The following is a 15940-nucleotide window of genomic DNA, read 5'->3' as shown; positions in this document are numbered from 1 at the left end:
GCGCCACGCCCACCGGGCACACGTCGGTGTCGGCGGGAAGGGGAGTGGTGGCGATGGGGAAGCAGCGGTCCGGGCCGCTCGACGGCATCCTGGTCGCGGACTTCTCGCGGATCCTTGCCGGGCCGTACGCGACAATGCTCCTCGCCGACCTCGGTGCCGACGTGATCAAAGTGGAGGGACCCGGCGGGGACGACACCCGCGCCTGGATGCCGCCGGTGCGGGACGGGACCTCCACCTACTACCTCGGCGTCAACCGCAACAAGCGCTCCGTCGCCCTCGACCTCGCCGACCCCGACGACCTGGACCTCGCACGGGAACTCGCCCGCCGCGCCGACGTCATGATCGAGAACTTTCGCCCCGGCGGGCTGCGGCGCTTCGGTCTCGACTACGACAGCGTCGCCGCCGGCAACGAGGGGATCGTCTACGCCTCCATCAGCGGCTTCGGCACCCACGCCGGAGCGCACCTTCCCGGCTACGACCTCATGGTCCAGGCGGCCTCGGGCCTGATGAGCCTCACCGGCGAGGCCGACGGCCCGCCGTACAAGGCCGGTGTCGCGGTGTTCGACGTGATCGCCGGCCTGCACGCGGCGGTCGGCATCCTCGCCGCCCTGCACCACCGCGCCCGGTGCGGCGCTGGTCAGCGCGTCGAGGTGAATCTGCTCTCGTCGGCACTGTCCGGTCTGGTCAACCACACCAGCGGGTACGTCGCCGGCGGCGCGGCGCCGTTCCGGATGGGCAACGCCCACCCGAGCCTGTTCCCCTACGAGCCGCTGCCCACCGCCGACGGCGACCTCGTCGTCATCGCCGGCAACGACGGCCAGTTCCGCAAGCTGTGCCAGGTGCTTGGCCTGCCCGAGCTGCCCGACGACCCCCGGTTCGGTCGCAACCAGGGCCGCACGGTCCACCGCGAGGCGCTGCGGCCGATCCTGGTCGCGCGGTTGGCCCAGCGCACCCGGGACGAGTGGTTTCGGGACCTCACCGCAGCGGGCGTGCCGTGCGCCCCGATCACCACCGTCGACGGCGGCGTCGCCCTGGCCGAAGAGCTCGGGCTCGACCCGGTGGTCGAGGCCGGCGGGGTGCCCGGCGTCCGACACCCGATCGGCTTCTCGGCCACCCCGCCGCGCTACGACCTGCCGCCACCCCGCCTTGACGAGCACGGCGACGAGGTTCGTGCCTGGCTGGCCGGCTGACCGCCATCGCTCAGCGCCAGGTGCGGAGGCGCCGCCGGCCGATGCCGCAGCCGCAGGTGCCGCCGTGAAGGCGGGAGCGCCGGGTCTTCGGCAGTCCCGTCACCGCGGTGACCGCGGGACAGGCCGGACCGCGAGTGCGGCGGAGGGGTTGACGGCGGACCTGATGCGACCGCACAGCAGCCCGTGCAGCGCGACCAGCGGCAGCACGCCCGCCGGATACCAGGCCAGATCCACCGGATCGAACTGCACCCCGAGTGCCAGCCGTGCCAGCAGGCTCCGCGCCGACAACTCCGCCGGCACCCCGGTCAGCTGCGCACACTCCACCAACCAGCAGAACCCTACCGCGATCGTGCCGGCCAGCGCCGGCGCCATCCGCGGCCAGACGAACAACACCCCGGCCCACACCATCGACGCGTAGAGCGCGGTGCCGGAGTACTGCCGGACGGCGCCGTCGTCGACGGCCCGGATGGACAGCGCGACAGCCAGGAAGAGCGTCGCGGCCGCCGGCATGAGCAGCCGCATCGTCCTCGGCGTGATCGACATCCTGTGACGATGCCACGAGAGACCCGGTGCGATCCAGGCGACTCGGGGCGCCGACGGTGCAGTCGCCGGTGGCCGCAGCCGTCGGAAATGGTGGGACCGGACCTCAGGCGCCCCGCGGCAGGGGCACGATCGGCAGCGCCGCCCGGCGGGCCGTACCCGAGATGTCGCCGGTCTGGATGACCTCGGTGGCCGCCGCCACCTCGCCCCCGACAGCGGCCGTCGCGCCACCCGAGCCGGCCGCCGGTGGCGCCGGGGCGGCCTCGATCGCGTCGAGTAGGGCCCGCAGCCGACCCACCTCCGCAGCGGCCATCCGGAAGGAGCCCCGGCAGAGGGCCCCGCTCCACAGGGACAGCACCACCGCCCCGCGCTCTGGGTGGTAGCTGACCCGCATCGTCCGCTCGTCGCCCCTGGTGTCGGTGAACAGGTCACCGAAGCCGGGCATCGGTAGCACCTCTCCCATCACCCCAGAATGCCCGAGCGGCGGCCCCACGGAAAGACCTGCTACAGGTCGTCGAACGGCTTCGCGTACGCGAACTCGCCGCGGATGTCCGGCCGCCAGGCGCTCATCGGCCGGGCCATGAAGAACCGCGGCCCCCACGGACCTGGCGGTGTCACGCCCAGTTCGACCGCCGGCCGGAACCCGAACCGTGGGTAGTACTCCGGGTGCCCGAGCAGCACGACCAGCGGCTCGTCCAGGGCGTCGGCGGCGCCGAGCACCGCGTGCATCAGCGCCGACCCCACGCCCCGACGCTGCCAGGCGGGTAGCACCCCGAGCGGGCCCACGCCGAGCGCCACCGGCGCGCCGGCCACCGTGCCCCGGGTTCCGACGACGTGCCCGACGACCTCACCGTCGGGGTCGGTGGCGACGAGGGAGAGGGCGGGCAGCCAGCCGTCGTCGGCGCGCAGCGCGTCGACCAGGCTGGCCTCGACGGGTACGGAGTCCGGGGCGTCCGCCGAGGCGAAGGCGGCGGTGTGCACCGCGCGGACGGCGGCGACGTCGGCGGGGGTCTCACGTCTGATCAGCATCGGTTCGGGATCATGCCGGACTTCGCCGGGACAGGCCACCCCGTTTCGCGGCGCTACCCGGCACCGGGGGTAGCGTCCGGGCGTGACGACGAGGAGGCCGCACGAGCGGCACTGGGCCGCCCTGTTCGACCTGCTCGGCCGCACCTTCCGCCGCTGACCTCCCCGGGCTGCGGGAGCAGGCCACGAGTGCGGAAGTGGCCCGCCACCGGGCCGGACGCGGCGCACTACGGTCGGGGGATGAGCGTCGATGTCCCTGACCTGCGCCGGCGATTCGCGGCGCTGACCACCGCCCACGTCGCGGACGCCTGCCTCCGCGCCGGGGTGCCGGTACGCTGCGCGCCGGCCGCCGTGCGCCCCGTCGTGGCCGGTGAGCGGCTGGCCGGCCGGGTCACGCCCAGCCGGCACGCTGGCAGCGTGGACCTCTTCCTGGAGGCGGTCGACCGCGACCAGGTCCTTCAGCTTGTCGAGGCTGATGGCTCAGGCCTGGGGCTGGGCGATGTTGACCATCCACGGGGTGCCGAACCGGTCTTCGCACTGCCCGAACTCGTCGCCCCACATCTGCTTCTCCAGCGGGACCGACACGACCCCGCCCTGGGACAGCTTCTCCCAGTAGCCGCGCAGTTCGTCGGCGTCGTCGCCGCTCAGGCTGACCGTGTTGCCGTTGCCGCGCCTCAGTTCTAGGCCCGGTGGCATGTCCGAGGCCATCAGCACGTAGCCGCTGGCCGTTCGCAGCATGCCGTGCATGATCTGGTCGGCGATCGCCGGGTTCTCCGTGCCGAACTCGCGGAACGTGGTCAGCGTCAAATCCCCGCCGAACACCTGGTGGTAGAACTCCATCGCCTCGCGCGCGTTGCCGGCGAAGTTGAGGTACGGGTTGAGTTGCGATGCCACGACATCCTCCTCGAGGTCGACGATCAGGGTCATCGTCGCACCGGTCGCCGCAGTGGCCGGTGCGTACACGCCGTAACCGCGTGTACGGGTTGGCTTTCGCCAGCGGTCGGTGCTCGGCCAGCGCGCGAGCCTGGCGAGCCTCGGTGGCAGCGCTTCTTTCGCATGATCCGGGGCTTCACCGGAGCCCGGTGACGGCCGCCGGACACGTGGCCGTACCCCGGAACTGAGCGGACCGTGACCGGCGCCCGGCGGTGGTGGGGGGCGACGGACTGCGCCGCCCGCCACCACCGCCGCCCCGACGCCGCGGTGTGCTCAGTCCTCGCGGAACGACTGGCGGACCACCCCGCCGACCAGCGCGCACCAGGTGCTGGTGCTGACCTTGCCGTTGTCCGGCAGGCCGTGCAGCCGCTGCAGGTCCTGCAGGGCCAGCTTGGTGGCGTGGTCGTACGTGCCGGTGACGGCGACGTCGGCGTAGCCCTTGACGATCAGGATGAACTGCACGGCCTGCACCGGCAGGCCGGTGGCGTCCTTCTCCAACTCCGGCGCCAGCGTCTCCCAGGTGGGGCCGGTGATGGTGGCGTCGATGTCGACCGGGATGCCGTTGCGGGCCTGCCAGTCCTGCACTGCGGCGACGGTGGCGGCGTCGAAGGCGCTGTTCGGCGTGACGGCGTAGCCGCGGTAGGCGAGCAGGTACTGGGCGACCCGGACCGAGGGGGAGCCGACGAAGCGCCACAGGTCCGGCCAGCGCCGGGCCGGCACGTCGGCGAGGTCGGTGCCGAGCTTCTTGAACACCCGCCGGCGCACCTGCGGGAAGAGGCGGTAGAACGTCGCGCCCGGGCAGAGGGTGTTGCGGAAGTCCCAGTGGCCGAAGATGTCGTGGGCGTGCAGCCCGTACTGGCGGCAGATGGTGGTGCAGAGCTTCACCAGCGAGGCGAGCAGCTCCTCCGGCGGGGTGTCGGTGACGTAGGTGCCCTCGTTCTCGATGCCGATCGACCGGCCGTTCTCGCCCGGGCAGTGGGCGGAGATCATCTGCCGGTCGCCGGCCTGCAGGCGCTCCAGGCTGCCGTGCCGGCCCTCCATGACGTAGCCGCCGCGGCTGACGGTGAAGTGCTGGCCGGTGTCGGACCAGCCGTTGCCGTCCATGTGCAGGTTCTGGCAGTCCCGGGCCAGCTTGATCGCCTGCGCCTCGGAGTAGTCCGTGACGTTCGGGAACGCCATGTGGTGCACGATGATCTTGTTGGTGGGGATGGCGCTGATCACCAGCGGGTCGGCCGGCGGGCGGGCGCCCCACTCGTCGCAGCTGATGATCCAGTCGAGGTCCGCGCCGGGGTCGGCCTGCGCGGTGGCCGGAAAGGCCAGTTCGGACCCGACGACCGCGACGGCCGCCGTGCCCAGACCGGCCCGCAGCAGCGTACGGCGGTCGAGTTCAGGGTGGTCGAAGTGCATGGCATCTCCTCGGCGGGCCGACGGTGGCCCAGGGGCAGCGATGAAAAGGAGCTCCAAAGTGCGCGCGTGAGGTGGAGGATATTGCCATCAGCGGGCCGGCGCTAGGGGCGCGCGTCGATCCGATGTGGCGGGACGGCGAACCGCCCGGGTCAGGGGGTGGCCGCCCAGCCGCAGCAGGTCAGGGCGTCGGCGCGACGACCCGGTCCCGGTGCGGCATCCGCCAGCCCTCGGCGAGCCGGGACGGGTGCACGTTCCGCCCGCCGCCGAAGAACTCGCAGAACTTCATGATCAGTGGATCCCAGCCCAGCGGGTCCACGTACGACGTGCCCGGGATGACCAGGTCCTCCTCGACGTGTGCACGCAGCACCTCCACCTGGAAGGCGGTGGCGTGCGACGGGGTCCCACCGAACGGGTACGACGCCACCACCCGGCACTCCAACTGGATCGGGCACTGCGCCACCCGCGGCGGCCCGACCAGGTCCGACGGCTGCGCGGTCAGCCCGGCGAGGGCGAACTTGTCCGGCTCGTACCGGTAGCCCTGTGCCGCCTTGTGCTCCGGCACGATCGGCCTGCCGGTGGTCAGCGCGATCCGGTCCACCGCCTCGACCATCGCCGAGGACGGCAGGTTGAGCACGCACTCGCCCTCGCGTACCAGGTTGGCCGTGGTCTGGCCGCTGTCGCCCAGGCCGAGCATGGCCGACCGGCCCAGCCACCACGCGGAGGACATCGGGGCGAGGTTGGCGCTGCCGTCGGGGTTGCGGGAGCTGATCAACACCACCGGAGTCCCGAAGTAGAGCACCTTCAGATCGGGGACGACGTGCATGGTCCTGCCCTTCGCGAGCTGCCACGGCCGGGCGCGATCCGCCCGGCCGCTGTCGACTCTCCGCGACGGCGGCGGCGATCGCTGGCGGCGATCGGACCTCGCGCTCCGGCGGGCACCTACCCTGACGCGGAACCGGGCGGGCGGGGTCAGCGGTCGGCGGCGAACCGGTCGAGGGCGCGCACGACGTGGCGGCGGGTCTCGGCGGTGCCGAAGTGTCCCGCCTGCTCGACGACGATCAGCTCAGAGTCCGGCCAGGCCTGGTGCAGTTGCCAGGCGGTGTCCAGCGGGCTGCTCATGTCGAGGCGGCCGTGGACCAGCACCCCCGGGATGCCGGCCAGCCGCCCGGCGTCGCGCAGCAGCGCGCCCTCCTCCAGCCACGCCCCGTTGGCGAAGTAGTGGGAGCAGATCCGGACCAGGGCCGTCCGGGCCACCGAGGGGCGGTCGCTGTACGGGTTGGTGACGCTCGCCTCCCCGGAAACCACCGCGTCCTCCCAGGCGCACCAGTCGACCGTGGCCCGCTCGCGCACCGTCGGGTCCGGGTGCTCCATCAGCCGGGCGTACGCGCCGACGACGTCGCCGTCGCGGGGCGTGCCGGGGGCGCCGGCGAGGAAGCGGCCCCACTGCTCGGGAAAGAACCGGCCGACACCCCGGTAGAGCCAGTCGGTCTCCGAGCGGCGGGTGCTGGTGACGGCGTTGATGACGATCTCCGACACCCGCTCGGGGTGCCGCTCGGCGTACGCCAGGATCAGCGTGGAGCCCCACGACCCGCCGTGGAGCAGCCAGCGCCGCACGCCCAGGTGCTCGCGAAGGCGTTCCATGTCGGCGATCAGATGCTGCGTCGTGTTGTGCCGCATGTCGGTGGCCGGATCGCTGGCATGCGGGGTGCTGCGCCCGCAACCCCGCTGGTCGAACAGCACGATCCGGTACCGCTCGGGGTCGAAGAACCGGCGGACCCCGGTGCCGCACCCCGAGCCCGGTCCACCATGGACCACGAGCGCGGGCTTGCCGTCGGGATTGCCGCACACCTCCCAGTACACGGCGTTGCCGTCGCCGACGTCGAGCATGCCGTGGTCGTACGGCTCGATCGGCGGATAGCGCACGTCCATGGGTGGATCCTCCCCGGAGGCTAGATACAACAGGGCTGTTACATTAGCCCACATGCCTGACCGACCGCCCGGCCCCGAGCTGCTCGGCACCCGGCTGCGCCACCTGCTCGACCTGCTCGACGGCGAGGTCGCCACCGTCTACGCCGACCTCGGGCTGCCCGGGTTCCGGCCGCGGTTCACCCCGGTCGTACGTGCCCTGGCCGCGGACGGGCCCGCGTCCATCCGCGCGCTGGCCGAGGCGACCGGCGTGACCCACTCCGCCGCCAGCCAGACCGTGGCGCAGCTGGCGAAGGAGGGCCTGGTCACGCTCACCCCCGGGACCGACGCCCGCCAGCGCATCGCGCACCTCACGCCGAGAGCCGAGTCGCTGCTGCCCGTGCTGGACGCCGAATGGGCCGCCACCACGGCCGCCGCCCGCCGGTTCGAGGCCGAGCTGCCGTACCCGCTGAGCCAGCTCATCGACGAGGCGCTGGCCGCCCTGGGCCGCAGGTCGATGCGGCAGCGGATCGCCGAGGTCGCGCCCGACCTCGTCCCGCCGGAAAACCGATCCGCGGGTGGCGCCTAGATCACCTATCCTGCTGGTCCACCCATTGGGTAGTCGTCGCGGAGGCGTGCACACCAACGGCCGGCTGTAATCCGGTCACCCACTCCTGGCGCGCGGAGGGCAGCGCGGGGGTTCGATTCCCCGGATCACCAGGCAGCCCCGCACCCGGGCACAGGGAACAGCGCACGGCGCACAGGTAACCACCACGTGCAGATCCACGACGACGAGGGTGGGCTCGGGGCACTCCACATCAACGGCGCGGTCGACGAGCCTTGATCGAGCATCCATGCGGTACGCACCAGGACAGTTGCCGGCGACCGGCCGGACCCTCCGCCCGGCCCCGGGGTCCCGCGCTGCCCGGACGGGTCAGGAGGCAGGACTGTCGGCCGTCGAAGTGGGTATGCGCGGCGCCGGGAGGCGGGCGCCTCCGGAAACGAGGGGGTCATGGTAGCCGCCGCCGGATTCGTCGGCCTGGTCATCGTCGTCGTGCTCGTCGCGTTGCTGATCGCGCTGAGCGTACGGATGGTGCAGCAGTACCAGCGCGGAATCGTGTTCCGCTTCGGGCGGGTGCTGGAGCGCATCCGGCAGCCCGGTCTGCACCTGATCGTGCCGGTCGCCGACCGGATGGTCCGGGTGAGCATGCAGACCACCGTGATCGGGGTACCCGCGCAGGGCGCGATCACCAAGGACAACGTCACACTGACCGTCGACGCGGTCGTCTACTACCGGGTGGTCGACCCGGTGAAGGCCCTGGTCAACGTGCGGGACTACCCGTCGGCGGTGCTCCAGGTCGCGCAGACCGCGCTGCGGTCGGTGATCGGCAAGGCCGACCTGGACACGGTGCTCGGCGACCGGGACCGGATCAACGCGGAACTGAAGGCGGTCATCGACGCGCCGACCGAGAAGCCGTGGGGGCTGCTCATCGAACGGGTCGAGGTCAAGGACGTCTCCCTGCCGGAGGGGATGAAGCGGTCCATGTCGCGGCAGGCCGAGGCGGAACGGGAACGCCGGGCCCGAGTGATCGCCGCCGACGGCGAGTTCCAGGCGTCCCGGCGGCTCGCCGACGCCTCCCGGGCGATGGCCGACACACCAGGGGCCTACCAGCTGCGACTGCTGCAGACGGTGGTGGACGTGGCGGCGGAGAAGAACAGCACCCTGGTCATGCCGGTCCCGGTGGAGCTGCTCCGGTTCTTCGACAAGATGGCGGCCGGCTCCCGGGAGCAGGCGGGCGCGGGGCACGGCCCCCTGCAGCAGGCGGCCGCGGAGGCGGTGCCGAGCGTGTCCGGCGACGGCCACCGCCGGGAGGACCCCCGCTGACGGGCCGGCGTCAAGCCCGCTGACCGAAATCCACCCGTCATCACGGACGTCTGACGCGGCGGAACACCCGTTGCGCCGATGGACCGGACGCCCGTGATGACGAGAATGATCAGCGTGGTCCTGACCCGTGACCGCTCCCCGCAGGCCGGGGAGGCTGCCGCGTGAGCGCCGACTGGCAGCTGTCCGGCTACACGCCGGTGCGGCAGCTCGGCGCCGGCGCGTCCGGCCGCGTCCTGCTCGCCACCCACGACGCCACCGGCACCGCCGTCGCCATCAAGTACCTGACCAGGGTGGTGGGCGACGACCCGTCGTTGCGTACGGCGTTCCGCGACGAGGCCCAGCTGCTCGTCGAGGTGGACGACCCGCACATTTCCCGGCTCTACGAGTACGCCGAGTCGCCGCACGGCGCCGCCATCGTGATGGAGCTGGTCAACGGCGTGTCACTGCGGCAGATGCTGCGCGCCCACGGCCCCACCGAGCCCGAGGCGGCCCTCTGTGTGCTCAAGGGCTCCCTCGCCGGGCTGGCCGCCGCGCACGCCCGGGGCGTCGTGCACCGCGACTACAAGCCCGAGAACGTGCTGGTCGGCATCGACGGGCAGAGCAAGCTGGCCGATTTCGGCATCGCCGTACCGGTGGGCCGGGACAGCGGCGGCTCGGTCAGCGGCACCCCCCGCTACCTGGCCCCGGAACAGTGGACCGGCGCGCCGGCCAGCCCGGCCTGCGACATCTACGCCGCCACCGCCACCTTCTACGAGTGCCTCACCGGCCGCCCGCCCTACGACGGCCGGGACCTGATCACCCTGCGGACCCAGCACGCGCAGGCGCCGATCCCCACCGAGGCGGCGCCGCCACCCGTGCACGACCTGCTCCGCCACGGCATGGCCAAGCAGGCCGCCGACCGTCCCCAGCCGGCGGAGGTCTTCCTGGCCGAGCTGGAACGCACCGCCGGGGACGCCTACGGCGCGGACTGGGAGGAGCGGGGCCTGCGCGAACTGGCCCGCCGGGCCGCCCTGCTCGCCGCGCTCTTCCCGTTCCCCGACGGCTCCGGCGGCGCCACCAGCCTGGCCAGCACCGCGTTCGGCGAGACAGGTCCGCCCCCGCCGCGCGGGCACCGCCGCGCCGTGCTGCTCGGGGCCGGTCTGGTCGGGGCCCTGCTGCTGGGCGGCGCCGGCCTCAGCTACGCCTCCCGGCACGCGGCGGCGTTCACCCTCGCCGACGCCCCGGCTGCCTCCGCCCTCACCTCGCTGGGCCCGAGCCCGTTGGCCGCCGCCCCCGCCATCAACGCGGTGTCGCCCAGCCCCACCCCGACGTCCTCGGCGCCGGCCGCCGCCACGGCGTCCCCGACCCGGCCGGCCACCGCGACGCCCACCCGGTCGCGCCCCGCGAGCCCGACGCCCCGCACGTCGACCAGCCCGCCCCCGCCACCGGACGGCGCCGCACCGGTCGTCGGCAAGGTCGACGCCAGCCCCAGCCTCCTCGAACCCGTCGGCTGCCGCTATGGCAACAGGTCGAGCACGGTCACCGCGACCGCCACCGACGACCGGACCAACGCCGAGGAGCTGCGGGTGAGCTTCCGGTACACCCTTGCCGGAGTCACCCGCGCCATCGGCATGACGCACGTCGGGCGGGGCGTCTACCAGGGCACCCTCGGCGACCTGCCGGCACCGAAGTCGAGCACCCGCATCCCGATCCAGGTGGTCGCCGTCGACGTCGCCGGCAACGCCGCCGACCCGGCCGGGCCGGTGTACGTGTCGCTCTCCTCTTACTGCACCCCCGGCTAGTGGCCGGGCGGTGCGACCGCTCTGACGAAAGGTGGGCTCCGATGACCAGGCCGGGGGAGCGGGGCGCGACGCCGCCCGGCGATGGTGAGCCCACCGTCCACCTGGATGCGACCGGGCATCCCGGCGCGGCCGACCGGACCCTGGACCTGGACCGTACCGTCGACCTGGACCGGACGGTGAGCCTGGACCGGACGGTGAGCCTGGACGTGACCGTCCACCTGGGGGCCGCCGACGAGACCGTGCGTCTGGCGGCCACCGACCAGACCGTTCACCTCGGCGGGACCGGGCCGGCCGTCGACGCCGGCCCGGTCGACTCGACGGTGCGGCTCGGCGCGGCCGAGGCCACCTACCTCGACGCCGCCACCGCCCGGACCGGCTTGGCGGCGACCGGAGCGGCGAGCGTGGGCACGGTGGCGACGGGCCGGGGCGTACCGTCGCCGGCCGCGCCGACCGGGGCGGGCGGTGAGGTGCGGTTCGGGCCCGGGGTGCCCGCGACGCCGCCCACCGCGCCGGCCTGGCCGGCGGCGTCCCCGCCGCGTCGCCGGCGGCCCCTCTGGCGGCGGGTGGTCTCGGTGCTCTCCGCCCTGCTCACCGTGGCGCTGGTCGCCGTCGTCGGCTTCTACCTGTGGCAGCGGCTCAACCCGCTGGAGATCAGCGAGGTGACCGTGGCGGTGCCGCGGCCGGCCGGAAACCGGTGCGACGTCACCGTCGAGGTGGCGGCCACGGTGCGGACCAACGGCCGGGCCGGCGTGATCGAGTACCAGTGGCTGCGCTCCGGCTCCCCGCCCGGCGCGCTGCTGAGCGAGCGGGTCGGCTGGGGCCAGCGCACCGTCAGCCTGTCGTTGAAGTGGGCGTTCAACGGGGTCGGCAGCGTCACCGAGACGGCCACCGTCAACATTGTCTCCCCGTCGCCGCACCAGGCCGGCACGGAGGTGAGCTACGCCTGCCCTGGTGCGTGACAAGCGTTTTCCCACGGGCGGGTTCGGGTAGGTCGGGTCCGACCGACCCGATGGACCGTGTGGAGGCCTACTACGGGGTCTGCTGTCACCCTGCACCTGGCCTTCGGGATCTGGGGTCCGAACCCGATCTCCGACCTGATCGCCGGCGTGATCGCCTGGCTGCCCCGCGCCTTCGTCGCGATCGTCATCGTGGTGGTGGCCGCCGCCATCGCCAGCGCGGTCAAGGACATCATCAGTAGTGCCCTCGGCGGCCTGTCGTACGGACGGGTGCTGGCCAACATCGCCTCGGTGTCACCCTGGGCCGGGGTGTCATCGCCGCGCTCAACCAGATCGGGGTGGCCACCGCGGTGACCACTCCGGTGCTGATCGCCGTGCTCGCCACCGCCGGCGGCATCCTGGTAGTCGGTGTCGGTGGCGGACTGATCCGGCCGATGCAGAGCCGTTGGGAGAATTCGCTCACCCGCGCCGAGCAGGAGTCGCGGCTCATCGCCACGCACGCCCGGGCGTACCAGGCCGGCAAGCGTGACGTGCAGGCCCACCTGGCCCCGCCGGTCACCCCGTACGCCGAGTCGGAGCAGACCCAGCCGGTGCCCCGGCCCGACGAGGCGGACCGGACCCAGCCGGTCGGCCCGTACCCCGCGTTGGAGGCGACCCGGCCGGCCAACCCGGTCGTCCCGCCCCGGCAGGCGACGGCCACCCACGACGAGCCGGCGCCCGCCGACAGCGAGGCCACCATGGTCATCCCGCCGATCGACGGCGACGCGTTCCGCCGTTGACCGCGCCACCAACGGCCGGGGTGGGACCCGCACGGGTCCCACCCCGGCCCGCTGCCCGCCCCGCCGAACGGGATCGCCAGGCCGGCCCGCGGCGGCTAACATCGGCGCATGACCTGGCGATGTTGATCCATAGCTGAGGGCCGCAACCGCGGGCCACCCCGGACGCCGCACGTCCCGCGTCCGTCCGGTCCCGTGGAAAGGCCCTCATGACCGTCACCATCCCGTCCGTGTCCGCGGCCCGCCGCCTGGCGGCCACCCTCTACGGGTACGCGTTCCTCCAGGACTTCGTCCTGCTCTACCCGGTCTACGCGCTGCTGTTCAGCGACACCGGCCTGTCGATCGGCCAGATCTCCTCGCTCTTCGTCGTCTGGTCGGCGACCGGCATTCTGCTGGAGGTGCCCTCCGGCGCCTGGGCGGACGCGGTCTCCCGCCGGCTGTTGCTCTGCCTGGCGCCGCTGCTCGCCGGCGCCGGCTACGCCCTGTGGGTGCTGACCCCGTCCTACGGGGCGTTCGCCCTCGGCTTCGTCCTCTGGGGAGCCGGCGGCGCGCTCGGCTCCGGCGCCCTGGAGGCGCTGGTCTTCACCGAGCTTGACCGCCTCGGCGCGGCCGGCCGCTACGCCCGGACCATGGGCCGGGCGCGGACCGCCGGCGTGCTCGGCGTGCTCGCCTCGATCGGCCTGGCCGGGCCGGTGCTCGCCATGGGCGGCTACCCGGCCGTCGGCGCGGCCAGCGTGCTTGCCAGCGTGCTTGCCGCCGCCGTTGCCACCCGCTTCCCCGAACACCGTCCGTCCCCAGCGGCCCCCGCCGACGCCGCGCCCGAACCGGCGGAGGACGGCGACGACCTGGGCTGGGCGGCGAGCCTGCGCGCTGGCCTCGCCGAGGCCCGGGCCGACCCGCGGGTACGCGCGGCGGTGCTGCTCGTCCCGGCGGTGACCGCCGTGTGGGGCGCCCTCGACGAGTACACGCCGCTGCTGGCCCGGGACACCGGCGTCGCCGAGTCGACGGTGCCGCTGCTGCTCCTGCTCGTCTGGGCCGGGGTGACCATGGGTGGCCTGCTCGCCGCGCCGGCCGAACGACTGGGCACCCGTTGCTACGCGGCGCTGCTGGCGGTGGCTGCCCTGACGCTCGCCGCCGGGGCGGGACTGCGCCACCCGGCCGGGTTCGTGCTGATCGGCGTCGCCTTCTGCGCCTTCCAGCTGGCTTCGGTGCTGGCCGACGCCCGGCTGCAGGCGCGCATCACCGGCCCGGGCCGGGCCACCGTCACCTCGGTCGCCGGCATGGCCACCGACCTGGCGATCATCGCCGTCTACGGCGGGTACGCCGTGGTCGCCAGCGTGGGTGGCAACCCGGCCGCCTTCGCGGTGGCGGCCGTGCCCTACCTGCTGGTGGCCGGCTGGCTGCTGGGCTCGCGGGACGGTCGGCGGCGCAGTCCGGCGAGGGAACCGGTGGCTGGCCGCAGCGGTGAGCCGACCTGACCGCTCCTCGGCGGCGTCCTCGGCCTGGAGTGCCGGCGTACCCGGGTTGACCGTGCCATGGCGGCGTCCCCGGCCTGGCCGGTGACGGTGTGGTGTGGCCGGCCAGGCCGGTACGGAGGTGGTGTCGCCGGCCCGGCGGACGGGCGGTGTCGGCGCCGGCGGTTAGCGTGGTCCGATGACCGGTGTGAGCTACGACCGTTGGTGCGCCGAGATCGTGCAGCAGAGCGACCTGCTCCGGTCCCATCTCGACGGCGCCAACCTGACCGTCCCCGTCCCGTCCTGCCCGGGGTGGAACGTGGGCCAGCTGGTCCGACACCTCGGTGGCGGGCAGCGGTGGGCGGCGGAGATCGTCCGCACCCGGCCGCCCACGCCACCTGAGGACACCCACTTCCGCGACCTGTCGCCGTACGCGGACGAGGACTCGGCGGTGGTCGGGCCGTGGCTGGTCGAGGGCGCCGCCGAGCTGGCCGGGGCGCTGCGCGACGCCGGGCCGGTGGCGCAGGTGTGGACCCCGCTGGGGGAGGGGAGTACGCCGTTCTTCGCGCGCCGGTTCGCCCACGAGACGCTCGTGCACCGGGCCGACGCCGCGCTCGCCCTCGGCGTGGACGTGGTCGTCACGCCGGAGGTCGCCGTCGACGCGCTCGACGAGTGGATGGAACTGGGCTCGCTGCCGCAGATGTTGGACTTCCACCCGCACCGCAGGGAGCTGCTCGGCCCGGGTCGGACGCTGCACCTGCACGCCACCGACACCCCGCCCGAGCTGGGCGCAGAGTGGCTGGTCGACCTCACCGGCGACCTGCTCGCCTGGCGGCGCGCGCACGAGAAGGCCGCCGTGGCCGTACGGGGGCCGCTGACCAACCTGCTGCTGCTGGTCTACCGCCGGCTGCCCGTCGACGCGGCGGGCGTCGAGGTGATCGGGGACGCGAAGCTGCTCGACCTGTGGCTGGAGCGGGTCAGCTTCGGCTGAACGGGTCGGTCCGGTGACGGTGGACGACCGCCACCGGGCCTCCGGTCACCCCGGCAGGTGCAGGAAGGACCACTGGTGGCCGTCGAGGTCCCGGAACCCGCGCATGTACAGGTAGCCCAGGTCCTGGCCCGGCCCGAGAGCCTCGCCCCACTCGTCGAGCAGGGTGAACCACTCGTCCCAGCCGCGGCCGGTGCGCTCGCGGACCAACGCCTCGGAGATCCGGTCGGTCTGTGCCGCCCCCGATCCGGTGGCCGGCGGGGTGGATTCGGCGAGCGCCGAGGTCGGCGGTTCAGCCGCGACGGTGCTGGCCAGCAGGTGCCGGCGGGCCGCCGGGTAGCTCTCGCCGGTCCTGCCCATCCGGGTGCGGACCCGGGACTTGAAGGACTTCTGGCGCGTCATCACATGCTCCCTGTCGACGGCGCGGTCGCAGGGACTCACACTCCCGTCGACCCGCCGTTGCCTGGGCATGTAGGCCGCGCACGCTCAGTCGGGCAGTGCGTCGAGGTAGACCCAGCGCCCGTTCTCCCGGACGAACCGGCTGCGCTCGTGGAGCGTCTCCGGCCGGCCGGACTCCCGGTAGTGGGCGCGGAACTCGACGGTGCCGGCGCTGTCGAACAGGCCGCCCCGGTCGGTGTCCACGATCTCCAGGCGGGTCCACTGCTCGTCCGGGTCGAGCCGCACACGGGCCGGCCGGGTGGAGGAGTGCCAGCTGTGCAGCAGGTACGCGGCGTCACCGACGGCGAAGGCGCTGAACCGGGAGCGCATCAGGGCCTCGGCCGTCCCCGCCGTACCCTCGCCGCGGTGCACCGGGCGGCAGCAGTCGGCGTACGGCAGGCCGGAGCCGCACGGGCACGGCTGGTCCGGGTCGCCGGCCGCGCTCCGGCGGGCTCCACGTTTCGCCACGGCACCCATCCTGCCGCATCGGTCGGTCGCTGGCAGCGGCAGGCGGGCCACGTGACCGCCCACGCACCGGCGAAACGGGAGCCCGCCGCGTCACGGAGATGACGAAGGGCCGGCCCCGGGTGGGGGCCGGCCCTGTCGTTGTGGTGTGTCAGGAGGTGGCGGAGTAGCCGCGGGTGGCGATCCAGTCGGCGAG

General features: G+C 73.8%; 16 protein-coding genes and 1 pseudogene. 8 read left to right on the top strand and 9 right to left on the bottom strand.

Annotated elements, in window-relative coordinates; translation table 11 throughout:
- Window positions 1-53 precede the first annotated feature (53 nt).
- Window positions 54-1190 carry a CaiB/BaiF CoA-transferase family protein gene (locus ABZ807_RS29160; protein ID WP_357164871.1) on the top strand — a complete coding sequence of 379 codons (1137 nt, stop codon included), beginning with the start codon at window positions 54-56 and terminating at the stop codon, window positions 1188-1190.
- Window positions 1191-1289: 99 nt separating this feature from the next.
- On the opposite strand, the gene ABZ807_RS29155 is transcribed toward ABZ807_RS29160, so the two are convergent.
- The 7 genes from ABZ807_RS29155 to pip form a co-directional block, all read right to left on the bottom strand.
- Window positions 1290-1733: a DUF2809 domain-containing protein gene (locus ABZ807_RS29155; RefSeq protein ID WP_357164868.1), complete on the bottom strand. Its 444-nt coding sequence runs from the start codon at window positions 1731-1733 to the stop codon at window positions 1290-1292.
- A 103-nt stretch (window positions 1734-1836) separates the two neighbouring features.
- The gene (locus ABZ807_RS29150) at window positions 1837-2193 is read right to left on the bottom strand and encodes a hypothetical protein (RefSeq protein ID WP_357164865.1); all 357 of its coding nucleotides are present in this window, start codon (window positions 2191-2193) and stop codon (window positions 1837-1839) included.
- A gap of 41 nt (window positions 2194-2234) precedes the next feature.
- Window positions 2235-2759, bottom strand: coding sequence for an N-acetyltransferase (locus tag ABZ807_RS29145; RefSeq protein ID WP_357164863.1), 525 nt, complete (start codon window positions 2757-2759; stop codon window positions 2235-2237).
- Window positions 2760-3236: 477 nt separating this feature from the next.
- Window positions 3237-3683, bottom strand: coding sequence for a VOC family protein (locus tag ABZ807_RS29140; protein ID WP_357164860.1), 447 nt, complete (start codon window positions 3681-3683; stop codon window positions 3237-3239).
- Between the two features lie 279 nt (window positions 3684-3962).
- A complete protein-coding gene (locus ABZ807_RS29135; RefSeq protein ID WP_357164857.1) occupies window positions 3963-5096 on the bottom strand; it encodes an N-acetylmuramoyl-L-alanine amidase in 1134 nt (377 codons plus the stop codon).
- Window positions 5097-5274: 178 nt separating this feature from the next.
- Window positions 5275-5919, bottom strand: a complete 645-nt coding sequence (locus ABZ807_RS29130; RefSeq protein WP_357164854.1) for a flavin reductase family protein — start codon at window positions 5917-5919, stop codon at window positions 5275-5277.
- Window positions 5920-6065: 146 nt separating this feature from the next.
- A complete protein-coding gene (pip, locus tag ABZ807_RS29125; protein WP_357164852.1) occupies window positions 6066-7025 on the bottom strand; it encodes a prolyl aminopeptidase in 960 nt (319 codons plus the stop codon).
- A 52-nt stretch (window positions 7026-7077) separates the two neighbouring features.
- Here pip and ABZ807_RS29120 point away from each other — a divergent pair, with 52 nt between their 5' ends.
- The 7 genes and pseudogenes from ABZ807_RS29120 (at window position 7078) to ABZ807_RS29090 (ending at window position 14844) form a co-directional block, all read left to right on the top strand.
- Entirely contained in the window at window positions 7078-7590 is a 513-nt protein-coding gene (locus ABZ807_RS29120; RefSeq protein ID WP_357164849.1) for a MarR family transcriptional regulator, read from the top strand.
- A 423-nt stretch (window positions 7591-8013) separates the two neighbouring features.
- On the top strand, window positions 8014-8886 hold the full coding sequence (locus ABZ807_RS29115) for an SPFH domain-containing protein (RefSeq protein ID WP_357164846.1): 873 nt from the start codon (window positions 8014-8016) through the stop codon (window positions 8884-8886).
- A 161-nt stretch (window positions 8887-9047) separates the two neighbouring features.
- A complete protein-coding gene (locus ABZ807_RS29110; protein ID WP_357164843.1) occupies window positions 9048-10667 on the top strand; it encodes a serine/threonine-protein kinase in 1620 nt (539 codons plus the stop codon).
- 41 nt (window positions 10668-10708) lie between these two features.
- The gene (locus ABZ807_RS29105; RefSeq protein WP_357164840.1) at window positions 10709-11626 is read left to right on the top strand and encodes a hypothetical protein; all 918 of its coding nucleotides are present in this window, start codon (window positions 10709-10711) and stop codon (window positions 11624-11626) included.
- 99 nt (window positions 11627-11725) lie between these two features.
- Window positions 11726-12402, top strand: a pseudogene (locus tag ABZ807_RS29100) (hypothetical protein); the annotation flags it as partial.
- A gap of 206 nt (window positions 12403-12608) precedes the next feature.
- Window positions 12609-13877, top strand: a complete 1269-nt coding sequence (locus ABZ807_RS29095; protein WP_357164837.1) for an MFS transporter — start codon at window positions 12609-12611, stop codon at window positions 13875-13877.
- A gap of 175 nt (window positions 13878-14052) precedes the next feature.
- Window positions 14053-14844, top strand: a complete 792-nt coding sequence (locus ABZ807_RS29090; protein WP_357164834.1) for a maleylpyruvate isomerase family mycothiol-dependent enzyme — start codon at window positions 14053-14055, stop codon at window positions 14842-14844.
- A gap of 45 nt (window positions 14845-14889) precedes the next feature.
- Here ABZ807_RS29090 and ABZ807_RS29085 read toward each other — a convergent pair whose 3' ends face one another.
- Both ABZ807_RS29085 and ABZ807_RS29080 read right to left on the bottom strand, forming a co-directional pair.
- Entirely contained in the window at window positions 14890-15243 is a 354-nt protein-coding gene (locus tag ABZ807_RS29085; protein WP_357164831.1) for a hypothetical protein, read from the bottom strand.
- Between the two features lie 84 nt (window positions 15244-15327).
- Window positions 15328-15756 (bottom strand): YchJ family protein, encoded by a 429-nt coding sequence (locus ABZ807_RS29080; protein WP_357164827.1) that lies wholly within the window; start codon window positions 15754-15756, stop codon window positions 15328-15330.
- Between the last annotated feature and the right edge of the window lie 184 nt (window positions 15757-15940).

The organism is Micromonospora sp. NPDC047548 (assembly GCF_040642975.1).
Classification (GTDB): Bacteria; Actinomycetota; Actinomycetes; order Mycobacteriales; family Micromonosporaceae; genus Micromonospora.
Note: the sequence above shows the minus strand (reverse complement) of the source record. Positions and strands in the feature narration are given on the sequence as shown.